We start from the raw sequence: 22,416 nt of genomic DNA, 5'->3' as shown, positions 1-22,416 counted from the left end.
GCAAATAGCCCGTTTTCTGCCGGATGTTCTTCATCTGAAGCTGAGCAAGATGGCGTGCGCGTAGGGCGGCGTATCGTCGGGAATGCCTGGCCGCGCCAGGTCCGCTCCTACGACGCGTCGTTGCAATTCACTGACGACGGGCGAGTGCCTGGCCAAGACGAACCGATGTTTCGGCCGCAAGTCCGCCATCGAGCGTGGCCACACCCGGCGGCAGCAACACGATCACGGTCGAGCCGTAGTTGAAGCGCGCCATCTCCGCGAACTTCTCCAGCACGACGCCCTTGCCGCGATAGTCCTTGCGCGTGATGCGGTCGCCATAGCGCGGAATCTCCACGCCGCTCCAGACCGTCTCCACGCCCGAGACCAATAACGCGCCAACCATCACCGAAGCCATCGGGCCGAACTCGGTGTCGAAGTGACACACCAGCCGCTCGTTGCGCGCGAACAGGCGCGGCACCTTGCGCACTGCATCCGGGCCCACACTGAACAGCCGGCCGGGCACATGCACGGTTTCGCGCAGGGTGCCGGTCCACGGCATATGCACGCGGTGGTAGTCCTTGGGCGACAGATACACGGTGGCGAACACGCCGTCGTTGAATGGCGCTGCCGCGGCTTCGTCGCCGAGCAATTCTGCAGCAGTGAACGACTGCCCCTTGGCCTGGAAAATGCGGCCGTTCTCGACCGGGCCGAGCTGGCTGATGCGGCCGTCGGCCGGCATCAGCACTGCCGAAGGGTCGGCATCCGGCACGCGCGCGCCGGGCTTCAAGGCGCGGGTAAAAAACGCGTTGAAGGTGGGGTAGGCGCGCGGATCCGGCTCCTGCGCTTCACTCAGATCGACACCGAACTTGCGCGTCACCGTGTCGATCAACCACTGCTTGGTGGACGGTGTCTGCGAATAGGCCAGCGCGCGTGCCAGCGACGACAGCAGCCGGTGCGGCAGCACGTAGGTCAGGGAAGTGACAAGACTCACGGAGCGGTTACCTTGGTCAGCTGTTGGAGGTCGGCGGCAATCGCCTTCGGGTCGAGCGGGGGGCGGATCAGGCCGGCCAGGCGGCCCTGCGGATCGAGCACGGCGATGCCGGCCGAGTGGTCCATGCTGTAGTCGTTGGGATTTTGCGCATAGCCCTTGCCAGGGACCTTTTGGAACACGAAGCCCAGCGCGGTGGCGAAGCGCTCCAGCGCCGGCACGTCGGCAGTGGCGGCCAGGGTGTCCTTGTGGAAGGCATGCGCGTACTCGCCCAGGCGCGCAGGCGGATCGCGCTGCGGGTCCACCGACACGAACAGCACGCGCGGGCGCAAGCCATCGGGAAGAGCTTCCCATTGCTGTTGCGCCACCGCCAGATCGGTCAAGGTGGTGGGGCAGACATCGGGGCAGAACGTGAAGCCCAGAAACACCAGCGTCCAATGTCCCTTGAGCTCGCCGGGCACCAGTTGGGTGCCGTCGGACTGGCGCAGGCTGAATTGCGGCAGCGGGCGCGGCTGCGGATAAAAGGTGATGGTCCTGGTGGGTGGCCATGGCGAACTGGGCGCGCCGCCAAGGAACTTCTGGCCCAGCAACATCCCCAGGCCAGCGGCCAGGGCCACCAGCAGCACGATGCCGGTATTGCGATTGAACATGGCGGTTTCCAGTGCAACGGACGCTCATGATACCGATCCGACCTCTATAATCGGGGGCCGATTCCTCTTTAGTTGTTGCCATGACTGCCGCCGCGGCCGACGAACTGCACACCATCATCGACCTGATCCGCTACGGCACCAGCCGTTTCAATGCAGCCGGTCTGACCTTCGGCCACAGCTACGACAATGCGTTGGACGAAGCCACCCAACTGGTCCTGCACAGCCTGCATCTGCCGCACGATCTGGGCCCGGCCTATGGCCAGGCGCGCTTGCTGCGCTCGGAAAAAGAGCAGGTGCTCGGCCTGTTCGAGCGCCGCATCAGCGAGCGCGTGCCGGCGGCGTACCTGACCGGCGAGGCCTGGTTTGCCGGCCTGAGTTTCAAGAGCGATGCGCGTGCGCTGGTGCCGCGTTCGCCGATCGCCGAACTGATCGAAACCGGCTTCGAGCCCTGGCTGGGCGGCCGCGAAGTGACCCGAGCGCTGGACCTGTGCACCGGTTCGGGCTGTATCGCCATTGCGATGGGCCACTACAACCCGCAGTGGGATGTGGATGGCGTGGACATCAGCGACGATGCGCTGGCGCTGGCGGCCGAAAACAAGGCGCGCCTGCATGCCGACAACGTCACCTTGCTCAAGTCGGACCTGTTCAGCGGTCTGGGCGGTCGCCAGTACGACCTGATCGTCACCAACCCGCCCTACGTGACCAACGAGGAAACCGACGCGCTGCCGCAGGAGTATTCCTACGAGCCCGAACTCGGCCTGCGTGCCGGCGACGATGGCCTGGACCTGGTGCTGAAAATCCTGCGCGATGCGCCGCAGCACCTGAGCGAAGACGGCTTGCTGATCTGCGAAGTGGGCGAATCCGAGCAGCACCTGGTCAGGCTGTTGCCGGAAGTGGATCTGGCCTGGGTCGAGTTCAAGGTCGGGCAGATGGGCATCTTCGCGGTGGAATGCCGCGAATTGATCGCCCACGGCGCCCGCATCGCCGAGCTGGCCGCGCAGCGATGAGCCTGCGCGCATGAGTGCCAATTCGTTCGGCAAGCTGTTCACTGTCACCACCTTTGGCGAATCGCACGGGCCGGCGATCGGCTGCGTCGTCGACGGCTGCCCTCCCGGCCTGGAGATTGCGCCGGAAGAGTTCACCCACGATCTGCAGCGCCGTGCCAGCGGCAAGAGCCGGCACACCTCGGCGCGCCGCGAGGCCGATGAGATCGAGATCCTGTCCGGCGTGTACGAAGGCCGTACCACCGGCACGCCGATCGGCTTGCTGATCCGCAATACCGATCAGCGCAGCAAGGATTACAGCAACATCGCCCAGCAGTTCCGTCCGGGCCATGCGGATTACACCTACTGGCAGAAGTACGGCATTCGCGATCCGCGCGGCGGCGGGCGCTCGTCGGCGCGCGAAACCACCATGCGCGTCGCCGCGGGCGTGATCGCCAAGAAGTGGCTCAAGCAACGGTATGGCGTGCTGGTGCGTGGGTTCCTGTCGCAGCTGGGCGAGATCCGTCCCGCTGGTTTCGACTGGGATGCGGTGGAAGACAACCCGTTTTTCTGGCCGCATGCCGCGCAGGTGCCGGAGCTGGAAACCTATATGGACGCGCTGCGTAAATCCGGCGATTCGGTCGGTGCGCGCGTGGACGTGGTGGCCGGCGGCGTGCCCGCAGGCTGGGGCGAGCCGATCTACGGCAAGCTCGATGCCGAACTTGCCGCTGCGTTGATGAGCATCAATGCGGTCAAGGGCGTGGAGATCGGCGACGGCTTCGCCAGCGCCGCGCAGAAGGGCACCGAACACCGCGACCTGATCACCCCGGAAGGCTTTCTCAGTAACCATGCCGGCGGCATCCTGGGCGGGATCTCCACTGGCCAGGCGGTCACCGCCTCGATGGTGCTCAAGCCCACCTCCAGCCTGCGCCTGCCCGGCGCCACGGTGGATGCCGATGGCAGCGTGGTCGATGTGATCACCACCGGCCGGCACGACCCGTGCGTGGGCATCCGCGCCACCCCGATCGCCGAGGCGATGATGGCGCTGGTGCTGATGGACCAGGCGCTGCGCCACCGTGCGCAGTGCGGCGATGTAGGTGAGGTGTCGCCGCGCATTCCCGGTCAGGTCGATGTCTGACGGCCGTCGCGCCAGGGTGTGGGTCAGCCAGCCGTTGTTCGACGATGTCGTCGCGCAGCTGGGCGAGCATTTCGAGCTGACCACCACGCAGCGCGTCAGCGCGTATTCGCCGGCCGAACTGGCCGCGCAGCTGGCACCGCTGGACGGCGCCCTGGTCACCCTCAACGAGCGCATCGGCGCAACCGAAATCGCAGCGGCGCCGCAGCTGCGCGCCATCGCCAATGTCGGCGTGGGTTACAACAATCTGGATCTGGATGCGCTGAGCGCGGCCGGCATCCTGGCCAGCAACACGCCCGACGTGCTCACCGAAACCACGGCCGATCTCGGCTTTGCGTTGCTGATGGCCACCGCGCGCCGCATCACCGAATCCGAGCGCTGGCTGCGCGACGGGCAATGGGGGCAATGGTCGTTCAAGACCATGCTCGGTGCCGATATCCATGGCAGCACGCTCGGCATCCTGGGCATGGGCCGGATCGGGCAGGGCATCGCACGGCGCGGCGCGCACGGCTTCGGCATGCGCGTGCTGTATCACAACCGCAGCCAGTTGCCGGCCGCTACCGAACAGGCGCTGGGCGCACGGTACGTGGATTTCGACACCCTACTGGCGCAGTCCGATCATCTGGTGCTGGTGTTGCCATACACCAAGGACTCGCACCACATCGTCGACGCGGCGGCGCTGGGCAAGATGCGCGCCACCGCCACACTGGTGAACATCGCGCGCGGCGGCATCGTCGATGAGCTGGCGCTGGCCGATGCGCTGGCCAACGGGCGTTTGGCTGGCGCCGGCCTGGATGTCTACGAGGGCGAGCCGCGCGTGCGGCCGGAGCTGCTGGCGCTCAATAACGTGGTGCTCACCCCGCATATCGGCAGCGCCAGCCTGGCCACGCGCCGCGCCATGGTGCAACTGGCGGTCGACAACCTGGTCGCTGCGCTGGGCAAGGGCCCGCATGCCGGCAATCCGCCGAGCGCGCTCAATACCGATGCAGTTGCCGCTGCCAAACGTGGCGGCACCGGCGTGGACGCGAAAAAAACCGGCGTCACCGGCGGCATTTCGACCAAACGATAGGGAACCTCCGCGGCCAGCGTTGGAGGTTCCCCGAACCCAGCGCGCAGTGCTTCCTCATTTCTCCTTTCGATAAAGACAAACTCATGAGCAACGAAAACCGTCGTTTCAACGTCGCGGTCGTGGGCGCCACCGGCGCTGTCGGCGAGACCATGCTGAGCATCCTGGCCGAGCGCAACTTCCCGGTCGCCACCCTGTACGCGCTGGCGTCGTCGCGCTCGGCGGGCGGGCAGGTCGAGTTCAATGGCGGCAAGGTCGATGTGCAGGACCTGGCCGACTTCGATCCGACCGGCGTGGACATCGCGCTGTTCTCCGCAGGCGGCAGCGTGTCCAAGGAATACGGCCCCAAGTTCGCCGCTGCCGGCGCGGTGGTGATCGATAACTCGTCGGCGTTCCGCTACGACGACGACGTGCCGCTGGTGGTCTCCGAGGTCAACCCTGAAGCGCTCAAGCAGCGCCCGCGCGGCATCGTCGCCAATCCCAATTGCTCGACCATGCAGATGCTGGTGGCACTGGGCCCGATCCACCGCACCTATGGCATCGAGCGCATCAATGTGGCGACCTACCAGTCGGTCTCCGGCGGCGGGCGCTCGGCGATGGAAGAACTGGGCAAGCAGACCAGCGAGCTGCTGAGCTTCCAGGACATCGACCCGCAGCGGTTCCCGGTGCAGATCGCCTTCAACCTGATTCCGCACATCGACGACTTCCAGGACAACGGCTACACCAAGGAAGAGATGAAGCTGGTCTGGGAAACCCGCAAGATCCTCGGCGACGACAGCATCCAGGTGAACCCCACCGCGGTGCGCGTGCCGGTGTTTTATGGCCACTCCGAAGCCGTGGCGATCGAAACCCGCGACAAGATCACCGTGGAAGCGGCGCGCGCGCTGCTGGCAGCATCGCCGGGCGTGGAAGTGGTGGACGAGCGCGCCCCCGGCGGCTACCCGACGCCGGTCACGCACGCCTCGGGCAAGGACGCGGTGTTCGTCGGTCGCATCCGCGAAGACTTTTCGCACCCGCGTGGCCTGAACCTGTGGATCGTCTCCGACAACATCCGCAAGGGCGCCGCGCTCAACGCCGTGCAGTTGGCCGAACTGGTCGCACAGGAAGGCTGAGGGTCGCGATAAAAGCGACCGCGCAGCCGCTGTGCGGGCGTGGCCGGTGCAGGCATCACCCGGCCACAGCGGTGCCGAGCGCGCGGTCCGCACCCGCATGACGACCGGTCGAGACGTGTTGTTGGCGTTCTGGACCGCCGTGCACGTGCTGGAGCGTTCCGGCGCGCGACGATGCTTTCCAAAGAGGCTCACCGCGCGCAAGCGCTCCGGCAGGGTGCAGGTCGACCAGGGTGCAGGTCGGCGCGTGGAAGGTCGGCTCGATTCTCAACCAAAGTTCAACCTGCAGGCGCGCTGCCCATCGCGCGCCTGCAGACATACGCACGTGCGCGTGTCGCCTCGCACCACGCAAGCTGCCGACAAGCCGTTGCACGCTTGATGCCTCGCGCAGTGTCATCGCCCATCAGCGCGTGCCGGTTTGCATTGGCCACGCATGCATGCCGCACTGCGGCAGTGTCGCCGTCGCAGCGCTCTGCGTCACGGCACCGACTTTTTCGCTCATCCAGCGGCTATATTGATGCCCATGAAACATAGGGGCGGGGGCGCGATGCGTCCGATACAAGGCATAGGTGCGTTGCTGCTGATGGCCTGCAGCGGCGCTGCAATGGCGTTGGGACTGGGCGATATCCGGGTGCTGTCCAGGCCCGGGCAACCGCTGGTGGCCGAGATTCCGGTCATCTCCAACGAGCCGGGCGAACTCGACAGCGCGCGTGTGGCACTGGCATCGGCCACTACCTTCGCGCGGGTCGGCCTGGAGCGCCCGCAAGGGCTGGTCAGCAATCTGCAGTTCCAGTTCGCGCAGGACGCGCGCGGGCGTGCGGTGATCCGCGTGACCAGCAGCCAGGCGGTGGACCAGCCGGCGATCAACTTCCTGATCGAAGTGGAGTGGGGCCAGGGCCGGCTGGTGCGCGAATATTCCGCCTTGGTCGATGCGCCCAACACCGCGGCCGCGATTGCCGAGCCGGCCATCGAAGCGCCGCGTGCCGGTTCCAGCAATGCGATTGCACGCGAGCCGGCGCCGGTCGCCGACCGCGCCGCGCAAGACAACGCCAGGACCGAACCCGCCGCGCGTGCAACTGCCAGTGCATCTGCTGCGGCTGCCACGCAGGCCGGCGATGCGTTGCCGGCCGTGCGCGCGGGCCAGACCTTGTCGGAGATCGCCGCGGGGGTGGCGCGTTCCAGCGGGCAATCGCTGGACCAGACCATGCTGGCGTTGCTGCGCACCAACCCGGACGCCTTCATCAACGGCAACATCAACCGCCTGAAGCAGGGCGCGGTGCTGCGCACGCCGCAGGAAGATGCGCTTGCCCAGGTCGGTGCAGCCGAAGCGGCGGTCATGGTGCGTGAGCAGGCCGCCCAGTGGCGGCAGGCGCGATCGGCGGTGCCGCAGCCTGCCGAAGCCGGCACTGCCGCCGCCGCAACGCCGCCGCCCGCCACGCCTGCCGCAGCGGCCGGCAACGGCGCGCGGCTCGAAATCGCCCCTGCAGTGGCGAGTCAGACCAACAAGGCCGGCGTTACGTCCGGCACCGGTGCCGAAGGCGAGGGCGAGATGGCGGCCAATCAACAGTTGCAGCAGGCCAAGGAAGACATCGCCACCCGCGATGCGGAGTTGCAGGACCTGCGGAGCCGCGTGGCGGATCTGGAAAAGCTCAAGCAGCAACAGCAAGCGCTGATCGCCATGAAGGACAGCGATCTGGCGGCTGCACAGAAGCGCCTGTCGGAAACCCCTGCGGCCGCGCAACAGGGGGGCGGTTTTCCGCTGTGGTTGATCGGCGGGCTGGTGTTGATCGTCGCTGCCGTGGTGGCGTGGCTGGCCGCGCGTCGTCGCAAGCCCTCACCGCTGCCGCCGTTGCCGCGTCGGCAGTTCGACTTCGTCCTGCCTGGCGCGCCGGTGCAGGCCGCCGAACCGCAAGAGGCGACGCAAACCGCCGAGCCCAGCGAGTGCGATGTGGTGCACGAGACCGAATTCGAGCAGGCCGATCTGCGCGACGAAGAGCGCGCCCAGGACGCGCACCAACCGTTATCGGACGTGCTGCGTCGCGAGCCGCTGCCGTCCGAACCGGCTGCTGCGCCCACGGCGGTCAATAGCGACGATTGGCGTGCGCTGCGTGCCACGCCGCCGGTGGCGGCAACGCCGGCGCCGCACACCACGCCCGTCGACGAGGCGCAGGCTCCGCCGCACCTGGCGTCCGAGGCCGTGGAGACGAGCCACGCAGACGTCGCGCCTACGATCCGCGATGTCCCGTCTGCGGTGTCCCCTGTCGCGGTGGCCACGCAAGACAGCCTGGATTTCGAGCGTTCGCCTGCGACACCGGGTGCCGCGCCCAGCCCGTCGGCCAGCAGCCGGGACGTCGCCTCGGCCGGGCGCGATCGCCTGGAACTGGCAGCGGCCTACCTGGACCTGGGCGACAAGGACACCGCGCGCGGCCTGCTGCTGGAAGTTGCCGCCACCGGCGACGACGCCACCCGCGCTGAAGCCGCCGAACTGCTGGAACGCCTGGCATGAGCCCGGCGATCGATCGCCTCCCGGCGCAGGACAGTGACGCACGCGAGCGCCGGATCGACTATGTGGAGTTCGCCTCCATCGATCCGGACGCCAGCCGTGCGTTCTTCGAAGCGGTGTTCGGTTGGCAATTCCAGGCCTACGGCCCGGACTATCTGGCCTTCAACGATGGCCGCCTGGACGGCGGCTTCTACCGTGCAGCCGCGCCAGCGCCGGACGAGGGTGGACCATTGGTTGTGCTGTATGCCGACGCGTTGGCCCCGGTGATCGAGCGCGTGCGTGGCGCAGGCGGGGTGATCGTCAAGCCGGTCTTCGGCTTTCCGGGCGGCAGCCGGTTTCATTTCCGCGAGCCCGGCGGCACCACGTTGGCCGTGTGGTCCGAGCGCAGCGTCGCGTCCGGCGACTGACCACGCGCTTGCGTGCCGGCCGCGCGCGCGTCGCAGCGGCTCGGCACACACCAGGCAATGCGGCTCGTACAATTCACCTTCTTTGCAGCGGCGGGGCTGTGCTGGCAATCGCCGGCGATGGCGGCAGCATGACCGGACACAGATTTCATCGATTCACTCATAGGGCAGGTACCGATGCGTTACGCGCTGGGCGTGGAATACGACGGCAGCGAGTTCCAGGGCTGGCAGCAGTTGGGCGAGCATGGCGGGCCGAGCGTGCAGGCCAGCCTGCAGGCAGCTTTGTCGTCGGTCGCCGATGCGCCGGTGCAGGTGGTGTGCGCAGGCCGCACCGATGCCGGCGTGCACGGCGAATGCCAGGTGGTGCATTTCGACAGCGATGCGCGCCGCGAGCCGCGTGGCTGGATGCTGGGCACCACTGCGCGCCTGCCGCCGTCGATCGCCGTGCGCTGGTGCGTACCGGCCGCCGATGACTTCCACGCGCGCTTTTCCGCGCGCGCGCGTCGTTACCGCTATCGCCTGCTCAATCGGCAGATTCGCCCGGCCCTGTATCGGCAGACCCTGAGCTGGGAACGTCGCCCGCTCGATGCCGATGCCATGCATGCGGCAGCGCAGGCCTTGCTCGGCGAGAACGACTTCAGCGCATTCCGCAGCGTGCAGTGCCAGGCCTTGCATGCGCGCCGCAATCTGCAGGCCATCCACGTGCAGCGCACTGGCGAGGTGGTGGAGGTGCAGGTCCAGGCCAATGCATTCCTTCATCACATGGTGCGGAATATTGTGGGTTCGCTGATTTTGGTCGGTACCGGCGAACAGCCGGCCGACTGGATCGCGACGTTGCTCGCCGGACGCGACCGCACTGTGGCCGGCCCGACAGCGCCGCCACAAGGTCTGGTATTTATCGGACCTCTGTATCCTGCAGAGTGGCATCTGCCTGCTGAGGTGACCCAATGAATCGATCGCTGTACCGCACCCGTATCAAGTTTTGTGGCATGACCCGCGCCGGCGATATCCGGCTGGCCGGCGAACTGGGTGTGGACGCGGTAGGTTTCATCTTTGCGCATGGCAGCCTGCGGCGCGTGGCGCCGGCCGAGGCGCGCGCGATGCGCCAGGCTACCGCGCCGATGGTCGATGTGGTGGCATTGTTTCGCAACAATTCGAAAGAAGAAGTGCGCGAAGTGGTGCGCACCGTGCGCCCGACCCTGTTGCAGTTCCATGGCGAGGAAGACGACGCGTTCTGCCGTAGCTTCAACCTGCCGTATCTCAAGGCGGTGCCGATGGGCAGCAGCGGCGTGAATGGCGAAGACGCCAACGCGCGCACGCTGCAACTGTCCTATCCCAATACTGCGGGTTTTCTGTTCGACAGCCATGCGCCCGGCGCTGGCGGCGGCACCGGCAAGACCTTCGACTGGTCGCGCTTGCCCACCGGCTTGCATCGTCCGTTCCTGTTGGCCGGTGGCATCAACGCCGACAACGTGTTCGACGCCATCGTGGCCACGTTGCCCTGGGGCGTGGATGTTTCCAGTGGCGTGGAGTTGGCGCCTGGCATCAAGGACGGCCACAAGATGCGCAAGTTCGTCGAGGAAGTACGGCGGGCGGATTGTCACGAGATGTCGTGAAGGTGGGAGTGGGGATTCGGGATTCGCAGCAGCGGCTACGCCAAGGCGTCTGAGCGCTGCTTGTTGCGCGCAGCGCCGCTGCGTCTGGGTCCACTGGGCAGTCGCTTCCTCCCTGCGTGTGTTCGCAATGCCCCTGCTATTGGTGATGTGGTCATGTGGCGATCGCGCGCGATGGTGGCTTAGTTCTTCGCCACATTCATGGTCGAAGAGGTGTGCTGGTCTGTCGCCAGCGTTCTATCCAGCCAGCCGGCCAACCGTTCGATGCGTGGATCGGGGTTGCGCTTGGCGGCGCACAATACCCAGCGGCCATGCGTGGCGGCGAATCCCCACGGCGCCAGCAGGCGCCCGGCTGCCAGGTCCGCGGCGACCAACGGCTGCGGCGCAATCGCGATCCCCAGGCCAGCGGCAGCGGCTTCCAGCAGATACACCAGGTGCTCGAATTCGGTACCGAAGCGCAGCGCCTCAGGTGCCAGCCCGTGCGCCTGTGCCCATTCCGGCCAGGCCTGCGGGCGCGAGCGGGTGTGCAGCAGCGCGTGATCGCCGAGCACGGCCGGGTCGCTCCCCTCGATTTGCAAGGTCGATGCCAGCTGCGGACTCAGCACCGGCCCAATCCACTCCACGCCCAGCGCGTGCACCTGCCATTCGCCCGGCCAGGGTGGGGTGTCCAGCAGCAGGGCGGCATCCAGACCGTCCAGGTCCGGTCCAGGCGGCTGTTCGCTGGCCGACAGATGCAGGCGCACGTCCGGCAGCTCTTGCTGCAGCAGTCCCAGGCGCGGAATCACCCAGCGCGCCAACAAGCTGCCCGAACATCCCAGCACCAGCGGCGCTCCGGCGGCCGGACGTTGTAATGCCGCCCAGGCCTGACCAATCACGCCAAAGCCTTCGCCGGTGGCATCGCGAAGCCGAACCCCTGCAGCGGTCAGCATCAGGCCGCGGCCCTGGCGCGCAAACAGCGCGGTGCCCAATGCCTGTTCCAGCGAACGCACATGCCGGCTAACGGCGCCATGGGTGACGTTCAGTTCCTGGGCAGCACGGCTGACGCTCTGCAAGCGCGCGGCAGCTTCGAACGCGCGCAGCGCCGCCAACGGGGGAAGCGAAGCATTCATATGTGATTCCAGGTCACAGGTTGCAGCAATCTTATCGATTTATCCCATGCTGCGACTGCGCTAGAGTGATGCCTCTCGTATGACGCATTGCTGCAGAGGATTTCCATGTCGGCCCAGCCCATCAGTGACTTTTACGCCTATCCGGATGCTGCCGGCCACTTCGGCAAGTTCGGTGGCCGTTTCGTCGCCGAAACCTTGATCGGCCCGCTGCAGGAACTGTCCGCCGCCTACGATCAGGCGCGGCAAGATCCGAGTTTCATCGCCGAATACGACAAGGACCTCAAGCATTACGTCGGCCGGCCCAGCCCGATCTACCACGCCGAACGGCTCAGCCGTGAAGTGGGTGGGGCGCAGATCCTGCTCAAGCGCGAAGACCTCAACCATACCGGCGCGCACAAGATCAACAACACCATCGGCCAGGCCCTGCTGGCCAGCCGCATGGGCAAGACCCGCATCATCGCCGAGACCGGCGCCGGCCAGCACGGCGTCGCCAGTGCCACCGTGGCGGCACGCCTGGGCTTGGAATGCGTGGTCTACATGGGCGCCACCGACATCGAGCGGCAGAAGATCAACGTCTACCGCATGAAGTTGCTCGGCGCCACGGTGATCCCGGTGACCTCCGGCTCGGCCACGCTCAAGGACGCGCTCAACGAAGCCATGCGCGACTGGGTGACCAACGTGCGCGACACCTTCTACATCATCGGCACCGTGGCTGGCCCGGACCCATACCCGCGCATGGTGCGCGACTTCAACGCCATTGTCGGCCGCGAGGCGCGCGAACAGATGTTGCAGGACTATGGCCGGCTGCCGGATGCGATCAGTGCCTGCGTGGGCGGCGGCAGCAACGCGATCGGTTTGTTCCATGCCTTCCTCAATGATCCGGGCGTCAAGATCTATGGCGCCGAAGCGGCCGGCGATGGCATCGCCACCGGCCGCCACGCCGCCTCCATCGCCGCCGGGCGCCCGGGCGTGCTGCACGGCAATCGCACCTATGTGATCTGCGACGACGACGGCCAGATCACCGAGACCCATTCGATTTCCGCTGGCCTGGATTACCCCGGTGTAGGCCCGGAGCATTCGTTTCTCTCGGACAGCGGTCGCGCGGTGTATCAGGGCATCACCGACGACGAGGCGATGGCCGCCTTCCATCTGCTGGCGCATACCGAAGGCATTCTTGCCGCGCTCGAGTCCAGCCATGCGGTGGCGCAGTCGATCAAGCTTGCGCGCGAGCTGCCCAGGGATGCCTTGGTGCTATGCAATCTGTCGGGGCGTGGCGATAAGGATGTGCACACCATCGCGGCGCGCGAGGGGATCGCTCTTTAGGAGTGGCGGCGGCGACTTCTCTACCCGGATGCAGGGATGCGGCGATGATCGAAGGAATGCTCCAGTTGGTGGCCGAGGTGCTGTTGCAGGCCTTGGCCGAGCTGCTGATCGAACTTGGCCTGCACTCTGTCGCCGAGTCGTTCGAGCGCAGGACCTCGACAGGGCTGGCGGCAGTCGGCTACGCCATCCTGGGTGCGTTACTTGGCGGTGTCAGTCTCTGGCTGCTGCCGCAGCACCTCACTGCGACCTTTGGCGCGCGACTGGCAGCGCTAGTGATCGCGTCGCTGGTGGCCTGATGGCCGCGCTTGGTGCGTGGCGTGCGCGCCGTGGCGACCCGGTGTTCCGCATCGATCGATTTTCCTACGGCTACCTGTTTGCGCTGTGCTTTGCGCTGATGCGGTATTTCTTTGCCGCCTGAGGTCAGATGGCGGCCGGCTTTCCTCCCTTGTTCGAGTGATTTCATGCGTCGTATCGATTCCTGCTTCGCCGAGCTGCGTGCCAATGGGCGCAAGGCACTGATCCCTTTCATCACCGCCGGCGACCCATCGTTGGAAGCCACCGTGCCGGTGATGCACGCGCTGGTGCGCGCCGGTGCCGATGTGATCGAGCTGGGTGTGCCGTTCTCCGACCCGATGGCCGACGGCCCCACCATCCAGCGCAGCTCCGAGCGCGCGCTGGCTCGTGGCGCTGGCCTGGCGTATGTGCTGGAAGCGGTGCACGAGTTCCGCCGCGAAGATGCCACCACCCCGGTGGTGTTGATGGGCTACCTCAACCCGATCGAGATCCATGGCACGCGACGCTTCGCCGAGGCCGCGGTCGCCGCGGGCGTGGATGGCGTGCTGCTGGTCGACCTGCCGCCGGAAGAAGCCGGCGAGACGCGCACCATCTTCACCGAGGTCGGCTTGGCGCTGATCGCACTGGCCTCGCCCACCACCAGCGAGCAGCGCCTGGATATGTTGTGCAGCACCGCGCAGGGCTATCTGTACTACGTCAGCTTTGCCGGCGTCACCGGCGCCTCCAATCTGCTCGACACCCACGCCGCCAGCGACCGCCTGCGCCAGCTGCGTCGGCGTGCCGGCGCGCCCGTGGTGGCCGGCTTCGGCATCAAGGATGCGGCCAGCGCCGCTGCCATGGCCGTGGATGCCGACGGCGTGGTGGTGGGCAGTGCCCTGGTCGCTGCTTTGGCGGAAGTGAGCGACGTGCGTAGCGCCCGTGAACGCGCCGAAGCGTTCCTGGCCCCGTTGCGCCAGGCGCTCGACCAGGGATGAGAACCGAGCGTCTCTCCCAGCGCTAGAGGGATTGGGGCGAAGGGGCGGGCGCAGGCGTAGCCAGTGCCTGCGCCGCATCGCGCCACGGCAGCCGCCGCGATCCATTCGCGGCTACGGCCATCGCTTGCAGGGACATACCGCCGCCCAAGCCCGGAAGTCTCTGCGCCAGACCCCGCATTCATGACGCCGGCTACCTTGGCATTCCCACGGCGCGTTAGACTGTCGCCCCTCTGCGGCCCGCCAGGCCGCCCTGCATGGATTGTCATACACGCATGAGCTGGCTCAGCAAATTGATGCCCTCCGGCATCCGCACCGAAAACACCCCGGCCAAGAAGCGCAGCGTCCCCGAGGGCCTGTGGGAAAAGTGCAGCAATTGCGGGAGTGCGCTGTACGGCCCGGAACTCGAAGAAAACCTCGAGGTGTGCCCGAAATGCGATCACCACATGGCGATCCGCGCCCGCGCGCGCCTGAATTCGCTGTTCGACCCGGATACCGCGACCACTGAAATCGCCGCTCAGCTCGGGCCGGTCGACGCGCTCAAGTTCAAGGACCAGAAGCGCTACGGCGAGCGCATCAAGGCCAGCCAGAAGGCCAGCGGCGAATACGACGCGCTGATCGCCATGCGCGGCACCCTCAAGGGCAATCCGCTGGTCGCCGCTGCGTTCGATTTCGCCTTCATGGGCGGCTCGATGGGGTCGGTGGTGGGCGAGCGCTTTGCGCGTGCGGCCGAAGTGGCGCTGGAAGTCGGCTGCCCGTTCGTGTGTTTTTCCGCCAGTGGCGGCGCACGCATGCAGGAAGGCCTGTTCTCGCTGATGCAGATGGCCAAGACCTCGGCCGCGCTCGGGCGCCTGCGCGAAGCCGGCCTGCCGTATATCTCGGTGCTGACCCATCCCACCACCGGTGGCGTGTCGGCCTCGTTCGCGATGCTCGGCGATATCAACATCGCCGAGCCGCATGCGCTGATCGGCTTTGCCGGCCCACGCGTGATCGAACAGACCGTGCGCGAAACGCTGCCCGAAGGGTTCCAGCGCTCGGAGTTCCTGCTCGACCACGGCGCCATCGACCAGATCTGCGACCGCCGCCAGATGCGCGACCGCATCGCCGAGCTCACCGCGATGATGATGCGTCAGCCGCATCCGCAAGACGCCGACGCCGCATGAGCGCACGCAAGTATTTCGGCACCGACGGCATCCGCGGTCGGGTCGGGCAGGGCGTGATCTCGGCCGACTTCGTGCTGCGCCTGGGCAATGCGCTCGGCCGTGTACTGACCCAGGGCCGCAGCAAGCGGCCGCTGGTGCTGATCGGCAAGGACACCCGCATTTCCGGCTACATGTTCGAAGCGGCGCTGGAAGCTGGCTTGGTTGCCGCCGGTGCCGACGTGCAGCTGATCGGGCCGATGCCGACCCCGGCCATCGCCTTTTTGACCAGCACGCTGCGCGCAGACGCGGGAGTGGTGATCAGCGCCTCGCACAATCCGCATTACGACAACGGCATCAAGTTCTTCTCCGCCGAAGGCGAGAAGCTCGACGACGCCACCGAAGCGGCGATCGAAGCGGCGTTGGACGAGCCATTCCACACGGTGGAATCGGAGCGGTTGGGCAAGGCCATCCGCACGCGTGACGCCATCGGCCGCTATATCGAATTCTGCAAGGCAAGCGTGGCGCGTGGTTTCACCCTGCACGGGCTGAAGATGGTGCTGGATTGCGCGCATGGCGCCACCTATCACATCGCACCCATGCTGTTCCGCGAGCTGGGTGCCGAGGTGGTGGTCATCGGCGCCGCGCCGGATGGGCTCAACATCAATGCCGGCGTGGGCTCGACCCATATCGATAATCTCGCCGCCAAGGTGCGCGAGTGCGGTGCGCACCTGGGTATCGCCTTCGACGGCGACGGCGACCGCGTGCTGATGGCCGATGACCAGGGCAACCCGGTCGATGGCGACGATCTGCTGTACGTGCTCGCGCGCTCGTGGCAGGCCAGCGGCCGGCTGACGGGTACCGTGGTCGGCACCTTGATGACCAATTACGGTCTGGAACAGGCATTGGCCGCGCTGCACATCCCGTTCCAGCGCGCCAAGGTCGGGGACCGCTACGTGCATCAGGCCCTGGTCGAAGGCGGCGGCACGTTGGGCGGCGAAACGTCCGGCCATCTGCTGTGCCTGGACCGTGCCAGCACCGGCGATGGCATCGTCAGTGCGCTGCAGGTGCTCGAAGCGCTGGGTCGCGATGGGCAGAGCCTGCGCGACGCGCTGACGAGCCTAAGCAAGGTGCCGCAGAAGACCGTCAACGTGCGCCTGGATGGTGGCGCCGCCAAGGCCATTGTGGAAGCGGCCAACGTGCAACAGGCGTTGCAACAGGCGCAGGCCGCCGTACGAGGCCGTGGCCGCGCGTTCCTGCGCCCGTCGGGCACCGAGCCGGTGGTGCGGGTGACCGTGGAAGCCGACGACGCCGGCCTGATGCAGGACACGCTCGACCGGCTCTCGGGTGCAGTGCGTGACGCGGCGTGAGTCGATCGTCATTGGCATCTGCGTGGTCATCGCCAAGGCCGCGACGTTTTACCTGTTGTATCGCCTGCTGATCTGACCCGCAGGTTTATCTCGACCCTTTCGACCTTGACTGCAGACATCCGTATGAGCGCGCGCATCCCCACGCTGGACATCACCCGTTTCGACACCGATCGCGACGCCTTCGTCGCCGAGCTCGGAGCGGCTTATCGGCAGTGGGGCTTTGCCGGCATCCGCAATCACGGCATCGCACAGGCCGATATCGACGCCGCCTACGAAGTGTTCAAGGCGTTCTTCGCGCTGCCGGAAGCGACCAAGCGCCGTTATCACGTGGAAGGCAGCGGCGGCGCGCGCGGCTACACCGCGTTCGGCGTGGAAACCGCCAAGGATTCCAAGCACTTCGACCTGAAGGAGTTCTGGCACATCGGCCGCGAGATTCCGGACGATTCGCCGTACCGCGCAGTGATGCCGCCGAACCTGTGGCCCAGCGAAGTGGCTGGTTTCCGCGAGCGCGGCTACCAGCTGTACCAGCAACTGGATCAATTGGGTTCGCGCGTGCTGTCGGCGCTGGCGCTGCATATCGGCCTGCCGCAGGACTACTTCGTCGACAAGACCAACAACGGCAATTCGATCCTGCGGCCGATCCATTACCCGCCGATCACCAGCGACGACATCCCCAACGTGCGTGCCGGCGCGCATGGCGACATCAATTTCATCACCTTGCTGGTGGGTGCCAGTGCCGCCGGCCTGGAAGTGCGTTCCCACGAGGGCGAGTGGGTGCCGTTCACGGCCGACGCCGACACCATCGTGGTCAACATCGGCGACATGCTGCAGCGCCTGACCAACCATGTGTATCCGTCCACCATCCACCGCGTGGTCAATCCACCGGGAGAGCAGGCGCGCCAACCGCGCTATTCGGTGCCGTTCTTCCTGCACCCCAATCCGGATTTCCTCATCGACGTGCTGCCCTCGTGCATCAGCGCGGACAATCCCAGCCGTTATCCGGAGCCGATCACGGCGCATGGCTTCCTGGAAGAGCGTCTGCGCGAGATCAAGCTGAAGTAATCCGGCGCGTCGGGACGCATTGCGCGGCGCCAATAGCCGCGCCCGCAACACGACCGGTGACCGGCGCCGCAATTTTGTTCAGAAAATTCCGCACGCGCCTGGTTAAAGCTTGCGTTCACTCGGGCCGATAACCGAGGCTAATCGCTAGCGCGACGTCGGACTCGCCTGGCGCCCGCTGCCGATTGCACAGGGCTGGTGGGGGCGTGCGCATGCGATGGATCAAATGGCTGGGTATCGTGTCGGTGCTGGCGGCCTGTGCCGCCGCAGGATCGGTGTCGGCGACAGCGGTCAGCGTGACCGTCGCCGATGCAGGTGGCGTGCTGGTCGATGCGGTCGTGAGCCTGGAGCCGGCGCGGCCCGCTCCGCCGACCGCGACCAGGACCGCGGAAATGGATCAGGTCAATTCGCAGTTCGTGCCTGCCGTGCTGGCAGTGCGCACCGGTACCCTGGTGCGCTTTCCGAATAACGATCAGATTCGCCATCAGGTGTATTCGTTCTCTCCGGCCAAGCGCTTCGAACTGCCGCTGTTTCAAGGTACCACTGCGACGCCGGTGCGTTTCGATCAGGCGGGCGTGGTCACCATCGGCTGCAATATCCACGATTGGATGCTGGGGTACATCGTGGTGCTGGAGACCCCGTATTTCGGCAAGACCGGCAGCGATGGTCGCGCCCAGCTTGAGGCGCCTGCGGGCAGTTACACGCTGCGGGTCTGGCACCCGCGCATCAAGGGCGCTGCCAGCAGCGAGCCGTTGGTGATCGCGCGCGAGCCAGTGCAGCGCCGCGTGACCCTGCAGACCACCGGCGCCGCGCCGGCCGCGGCGCCACCGGATGCGCGCGTGCGCGCGCTGCAGGACAAGTTCCGTAACGCCGACCCGAAGAAGCCGCGCCCATGAGGTCGATGCGTCTGCATACCCGCATCGCGGCCTTGCTCGTGCTGGTCGTGCTTGCCACGCAGGCGCTGACATTCCTTGCCGTGCAGGTGGCGACCGAGCGCAGCGTCAAGGCGCAGCTTGGCGAAGAGCTGGAGATCGGGCAGCGCGTCTGGCAACGCATCAACATGCGCCGCGACGAACAGCTGCTGCAGTCGGCGTCGGTGCTGGCCGACGATTTCGGGTTTCGTGCGGCCGTGGCCAGTGGCGACGTGCCGACCATGCAATCGGCCCTGCGCAATCACGCCGCGCGCATGTCGGCGCAAACCGCGCTGTTGCTGTCGCCCGATGGCGAATTCCTGACCGGCCTGGCCGACGTACCGCAGGCCGAACAATTGCGTGCGGTGCAGGCCTTGCTGCAACAAGCGCAGCGCGATGGACGCGCGGTCGGTGTGGTGGCGCTGAATCAGCACATCGTGCGGTTGGCAGTGGTGCAGGTGCTGGCACCGAACCGGGTCGGCTGGATTGGGATCGGCAACGAATCCGGCGATGGCCTGGCGCAGGATTTCCGCACCACCACCGGGCTGGATGCGACCTTCTTCACCGATGGCCCACCGGTGCGCGTGCTGGCCTCCACCCTGGAGCCCTCGGCGCGCGCCCAATTCGCGCAGCAACTGCCCCTGGCAGCGAAGGTGCAGGCTGCATCGATCCCGCTGACGCTGGACCAGTCGCGCTATCTGGTCAGGCTGCAATCGATCCAGGGCGACAGCCAGGTGCGGGTGGCGTTGCAGGCATCGCTGGATCGTGCCATGGCGCCGTACCGCAGCCTCAAGCTGCGTATCCTGCTGCTGGCAGGCTTGGCCACGGTCGCGGCATTGGGCGTGGCGATTGTTCTTGCGCGCAGCGTGAGCAAGCCGGTTGCCCAACTGGTCCAGGCCGCACGGCGCATTCAGCGCGGCGATTACCGCACCGCCGTGCAGGTGCCGCCGGGCCGCGAACTCGCCGAACTGGCCGACAGTTTCGGGCGCATGCAGCACCAGATCGCCAGCCGCGAACAGCACATCCTGCATCAGGCCCGCCACGACGCCTTGACCGGGTTGCCTAACCGCATCTGGTTGCTGGAGCGCCTGAAGGACGTGGTGGATCAGACCGTCGCATCCGGTGGCACCGCCGCGGTGCTGATCCTGGATCTGGAACGCTTCAAGGAACTCAACGACAGCCTGGGCCACGACTTCGCCGACCAGGTGCTGGTGGAAGCCGGGCGCCGGCTCGTCGATGTCGTGCAAGAGCCCAATCTGGTGGGCCGGCTGGGGAGCGATGAATTCATGGTGGTGGTGGCGCAAGCGGATGCGGCCAGCGTGCAGCAGGATGCGCAGCGCCTGCTGCTGCAGTTGCGCCGCCCGCTGGTGTTGCCGCAGGCGCGCATCCAGCTCGAAGCCAGCATCGGCATCGCCTTGATTCCCGAGCACGGCGCCGATCCGGACACCTTGTTGCGCCGGGCCGACATCGCACGGCGGCAGGTCGGTACGACAGCCACCTTCGGCGCCAGCGTCTACCGCATGGGCCAGGACGAACAGCATCTGCGGCGTTTGCGCCTCACCGGCGATCTGCGTCAGGCCATCGGCGCCAATGAACTCACCTTGCGCTTCCAGCCCAAGATCTGTTTGCGCACCGATCATGTCGAACAGGTCGAAGTGCTGGTGCGCTGGCATCATCCGGTGCTCGGGCCGATCGGTCCGGACGAATTCATCCCGCTTGCCGAACACTCCGGCGTGATCCATCCGCTCACCCGCTTCGTGCTGGACCAAGCGCTGCGCTGCCAGGCGCAATGGCGCAAGCAGGGGCTGCAGCTGGGCATGGCCATCAATCTGTCAGCACTGGATCTGTCCGATCCCGGTTTGCCCGACTTCGTGCGCGGCTGCCTGGAGCATCACGCCGTGCCAGCGCAGTCGGTCACACTGGAATTGACCGAAAGCGCCTTGATGCGCGATGTCGAATTCGCGCTGCACATGCTGCATCAGTTGCGCAGTGTCGGAGTGCGCCTGTCCATCGACGATTTCGGCACCGGCTATTCCTCGTTGGCACAACTCAAGCGCATGCCGGTGGACGAATTGAAGATCGACAAGAGTTTCGTCATGCAGTTGGCCGACGGCACCGACGATGCCTTCATCGTCCGCAGCACGATCGATCTGGGGCATAACCTGGGGCTGAGCGTCATTGCCGAAGGCGTCGAAAACACCGCCGCCCTCGCGCTGCTGCGCGGCTACGGCTGCGACATGGTGCAGGGCTATCTGTATTCGCCACCGCTGGAAGAAGCGCCGCTGGTGGCCTGGTGCATGCGCCAACTCGGCATGACCACGCCAGCACATGCAGGTGTGCAGCGATGAGCGGGCATCTGCGTGTCGCGCTGCTTGCTGTTGCGGTAGCCGGGGTGTTCGCGCCGCTGCATGCCCTGGCCGGCGACGGGCGCCTGCTCGCCACCGGCGGCGTATCGATGATCGAAGGCAGTAGTGGCGGCGGCATCGTGCCGTGGGCCACCTTGTCTGGGTACGGCACGCGCGACGAGCTTGGCACCGTCGCGTTCGCAACCCACGTCGACAGCGGCGATTACCGTCTCGACGTGCAGGGCGCCGCGCTCACGGTTGGCAACCGGCTGGAGCTGTCGCTTGCCCGCCAGCGTCTGGATCTGGGCACTCTGCAGGACCGGCTCGGCTTGCCGTGGAATGCGCTTGGCCAGGACGTGTTCGGCGCCAAGGTGCGCTTGGCCGGCGATCTTGTGTACGCACATGCGCCGCAAGTCAGCTTGGGCGTGCAATACAAACGCCTGCGCAACGGCACCTTGCCATTGGCGATCGGTGCGCGCGACGACCACGGCACCGACATCTACCTCAGCGCGAGCCGCTTGTTGCTGAAGGGCGCCGCGGGATATCAGCTGCTGCTCAACGGCACCTTGCGCGCTACCCGCGCCAACCAGGCCGGTTTGCTCGGCTTTGGCGGCGATCGCCGCAACAGCTATCGTCTGGTGCCCGAGGTCAGTGCTGCAGTGGTGCTGTCGCCGTCCTGGGCGGTGGGTGTGGAATATCGCGACAAACCCAATAACCTCGGTTTCGCGCGCGAGCAAGCGTGGGCGGATGCATTCGTCGCCTGGTTCCCCAATAAGCATGTTTCGTTGACCGCCGCCTGGGCCGATCTTGGCGATATCGCCACGCTTGCCGATCAGCGCGGCCCTTATCTCTCGTTGCAGGTGGCGTTCTGATGAACCGATGGCTGCGCTGGTCGTTGCTCTGCATGCTGGGCCTGACGAGCGCCTGCGCCAGCACGCAGTCGCGGCAGACGCTGTACGACGAACTTGGCGGGCAGGCCGGCATCGAAGCACTGGTGGAAACCATGCTCTCGCGCATCGCCGACGACCCACGCATCGTCGATAAATTCGCGCGCGTCAATATCGTCATGCTCAACGAGCGCCTGGTGCAGAAGTTCTGCCATGTCGCCGACGGCCCATGCCCTGATACGGCCAAGTCGATGCAGCAGGCGCACGCGCACCTGGCCATCCGCGAAGGCGACTTCAATGCCCTGGTCGAGGATCTGAACTGGGCCATGGATCAGCGCAAGATTCCGCGCCGCACGCAAAACCGCCTGCTGGCGCGCCTGGCGGCCATGCACGGCGAGATCGTCAATCACTGAAGCCAGCGGGTGGCGTTAGCGCTGGCGGTAGGGCGCGTGAGCTGATGCCGATTTGGACGGGCATGCGCTGCATCCAAATCACCGACGCTCGATACGTGCGCTTGCGTGGTCATCGCAAGCCCTGCGGTCGCCCAGGTTGAAGTCACGCACGAAGCGCTGCCGAGC

20 protein-coding genes and 1 pseudogene are annotated in these 22,416 nt (G+C 66.5%); 18 read left to right on the top strand and 3 right to left on the bottom strand.

Translation table 11 applies throughout. The features are described from left to right. Positions 1-127 precede the first annotated feature (127 nt). Positions 128-970, bottom strand: coding sequence for an archaetidylserine decarboxylase (asd, locus tag F7R02_RS11260; protein WP_078537258.1), 843 nt, complete (start codon positions 968-970; stop codon positions 128-130). After that, a complete protein-coding gene (locus tag F7R02_RS11255) occupies positions 967-1,617 on the bottom strand; it encodes an SCO family protein (RefSeq protein ID WP_078590187.1) in 651 nt (216 codons plus the stop codon). Before F7R02_RS11255 ends, asd begins: the two co-directional genes overlap by 4 nt. An 80-nt stretch (positions 1,618-1,697) precedes the next feature. Here F7R02_RS11255 and prmB point away from each other — a divergent pair, with 80 nt between their 5' ends. From prmB to F7R02_RS11215, 8 genes are all read left to right on the top strand, one after another. Continuing rightward, positions 1,698-2,624, top strand: coding sequence for a 50S ribosomal protein L3 N(5)-glutamine methyltransferase (prmB, locus tag F7R02_RS11250; protein WP_078590186.1), 927 nt, complete (start codon positions 1,698-1,700; stop codon positions 2,622-2,624). Positions 2,625-2,634: 10 nt separating this feature from the next. Then, positions 2,635-3,738: a chorismate synthase gene (gene aroC, locus F7R02_RS11245; protein WP_005914304.1), complete on the top strand. Its 1,104-nt coding sequence runs from the start codon at positions 2,635-2,637 to the stop codon at positions 3,736-3,738. Then, on the top strand, positions 3,731-4,804 hold the full coding sequence (locus F7R02_RS11240; RefSeq protein ID WP_078590185.1) for a 2-hydroxyacid dehydrogenase: 1,074 nt from the start codon (positions 3,731-3,733) through the stop codon (positions 4,802-4,804). Before aroC ends, F7R02_RS11240 begins: the two co-directional genes overlap by 8 nt. 83 nt (positions 4,805-4,887) lie before the next feature. Next, positions 4,888-5,913, top strand: coding sequence for an aspartate-semialdehyde dehydrogenase (locus F7R02_RS11235; RefSeq protein WP_033484507.1), 1,026 nt, complete (start codon positions 4,888-4,890; stop codon positions 5,911-5,913). A gap of 544 nt (positions 5,914-6,457) precedes the next feature. Further along, on the top strand, positions 6,458-8,416 hold the full coding sequence (locus F7R02_RS11230) for a motility hub landmark protein FimV (RefSeq protein ID WP_484606935.1): 1,959 nt from the start codon (positions 6,458-6,460) through the stop codon (positions 8,414-8,416). Further along, positions 8,413-8,820, top strand: coding sequence for a VOC family protein (locus F7R02_RS11225; RefSeq protein ID WP_033484505.1), 408 nt, complete (start codon positions 8,413-8,415; stop codon positions 8,818-8,820). The genes F7R02_RS11230 and F7R02_RS11225 overlap by 4 nt, the downstream gene beginning before the upstream one ends. Positions 8,821-8,994: 174 nt before the next feature. Further along, the gene (gene truA, locus F7R02_RS11220) at positions 8,995-9,768 is read left to right on the top strand and encodes a tRNA pseudouridine(38-40) synthase TruA (RefSeq protein ID WP_078590183.1); all 774 of its coding nucleotides are present in this window, start codon (positions 8,995-8,997) and stop codon (positions 9,766-9,768) included. Next, the gene (locus tag F7R02_RS11215) at positions 9,765-10,433 is read left to right on the top strand and encodes a phosphoribosylanthranilate isomerase (RefSeq protein ID WP_078590182.1); all 669 of its coding nucleotides are present in this window, start codon (positions 9,765-9,767) and stop codon (positions 10,431-10,433) included. Before truA ends, F7R02_RS11215 begins: the two co-directional genes overlap by 4 nt. A 179-nt stretch (positions 10,434-10,612) precedes the next feature. On the opposite strand, the gene F7R02_RS11210 is transcribed toward F7R02_RS11215, so the two are convergent. Continuing rightward, on the bottom strand, positions 10,613-11,539 hold the full coding sequence (locus F7R02_RS11210; protein ID WP_078517891.1) for a LysR family transcriptional regulator: 927 nt from the start codon (positions 11,537-11,539) through the stop codon (positions 10,613-10,615). Positions 11,540-11,644: 105 nt separating this feature from the next. Here F7R02_RS11210 and trpB point away from each other — a divergent pair, with 105 nt between their 5' ends. The 10 genes and pseudogenes from trpB (at position 11,645) to F7R02_RS11160 (ending at position 22,251) form a co-directional block, all read left to right on the top strand. Continuing rightward, positions 11,645-12,862 carry a tryptophan synthase subunit beta gene (trpB, locus tag F7R02_RS11205; protein ID WP_005914297.1) on the top strand — a complete coding sequence of 406 codons (1,218 nt, stop codon included), beginning with the start codon at positions 11,645-11,647 and terminating at the stop codon, positions 12,860-12,862. A 44-nt stretch (positions 12,863-12,906) separates the two neighbouring features. Next, positions 12,907-13,280: pseudogene (locus F7R02_RS11200) on the top strand (hypothetical protein). Between the two features lie 43 nt (positions 13,281-13,323). Beyond that, positions 13,324-14,130 carry a tryptophan synthase subunit alpha gene (trpA, locus tag F7R02_RS11195; RefSeq protein WP_005914293.1) on the top strand — a complete coding sequence of 269 codons (807 nt, stop codon included), beginning with the start codon at positions 13,324-13,326 and terminating at the stop codon, positions 14,128-14,130. Positions 14,131-14,402: 272 nt separating this feature from the next. Further along, positions 14,403-15,290 carry an acetyl-CoA carboxylase, carboxyltransferase subunit beta gene (accD, locus tag F7R02_RS11190; RefSeq protein ID WP_003485520.1) on the top strand — a complete coding sequence of 296 codons (888 nt, stop codon included), beginning with the start codon at positions 14,403-14,405 and terminating at the stop codon, positions 15,288-15,290. Beyond that, positions 15,287-16,636 carry a phosphoglucosamine mutase gene (gene glmM / locus F7R02_RS11185; protein ID WP_003485522.1) on the top strand — a complete coding sequence of 450 codons (1,350 nt, stop codon included), beginning with the start codon at positions 15,287-15,289 and terminating at the stop codon, positions 16,634-16,636. The genes accD and glmM overlap by 4 nt, the downstream gene beginning before the upstream one ends. A gap of 123 nt (positions 16,637-16,759) precedes the next feature. Further along, positions 16,760-17,698: an isopenicillin N synthase family dioxygenase gene (locus F7R02_RS11180; protein WP_016849575.1), complete on the top strand. Its 939-nt coding sequence runs from the start codon at positions 16,760-16,762 to the stop codon at positions 17,696-17,698. A 209-nt stretch (positions 17,699-17,907) separates the two neighbouring features. Next, positions 17,908-18,591, top strand: coding sequence for a methylamine utilization protein (locus F7R02_RS11175; protein WP_078590181.1), 684 nt, complete (start codon positions 17,908-17,910; stop codon positions 18,589-18,591). Then, on the top strand, positions 18,588-20,954 hold the full coding sequence (locus F7R02_RS11170; RefSeq protein ID WP_078590180.1) for a putative bifunctional diguanylate cyclase/phosphodiesterase: 2,367 nt from the start codon (positions 18,588-18,590) through the stop codon (positions 20,952-20,954). The genes F7R02_RS11175 and F7R02_RS11170 overlap by 4 nt, the downstream gene beginning before the upstream one ends. Then, the gene (locus F7R02_RS11165) at positions 20,951-21,823 is read left to right on the top strand and encodes a DUF3034 family protein (RefSeq protein ID WP_078590179.1); all 873 of its coding nucleotides are present in this window, start codon (positions 20,951-20,953) and stop codon (positions 21,821-21,823) included. The genes F7R02_RS11170 and F7R02_RS11165 overlap by 4 nt, the downstream gene beginning before the upstream one ends. Next, positions 21,823-22,251: a group I truncated hemoglobin gene (locus tag F7R02_RS11160; RefSeq protein WP_005914286.1), complete on the top strand. Its 429-nt coding sequence runs from the start codon at positions 21,823-21,825 to the stop codon at positions 22,249-22,251. Before F7R02_RS11165 ends, F7R02_RS11160 begins: the two co-directional genes overlap by 1 nt. Positions 22,252-22,416: the final 165 nt, after the last annotated feature.

Origin of the sequence: Xanthomonas cissicola (assembly GCF_008801575.1) — a bacterium.
Lineage (GTDB): Bacteria > Pseudomonadota > Gammaproteobacteria > Xanthomonadales > Xanthomonadaceae > Xanthomonas > Xanthomonas cissicola.
This window is presented reverse-complemented; position numbering and strand designations above follow the sequence as displayed.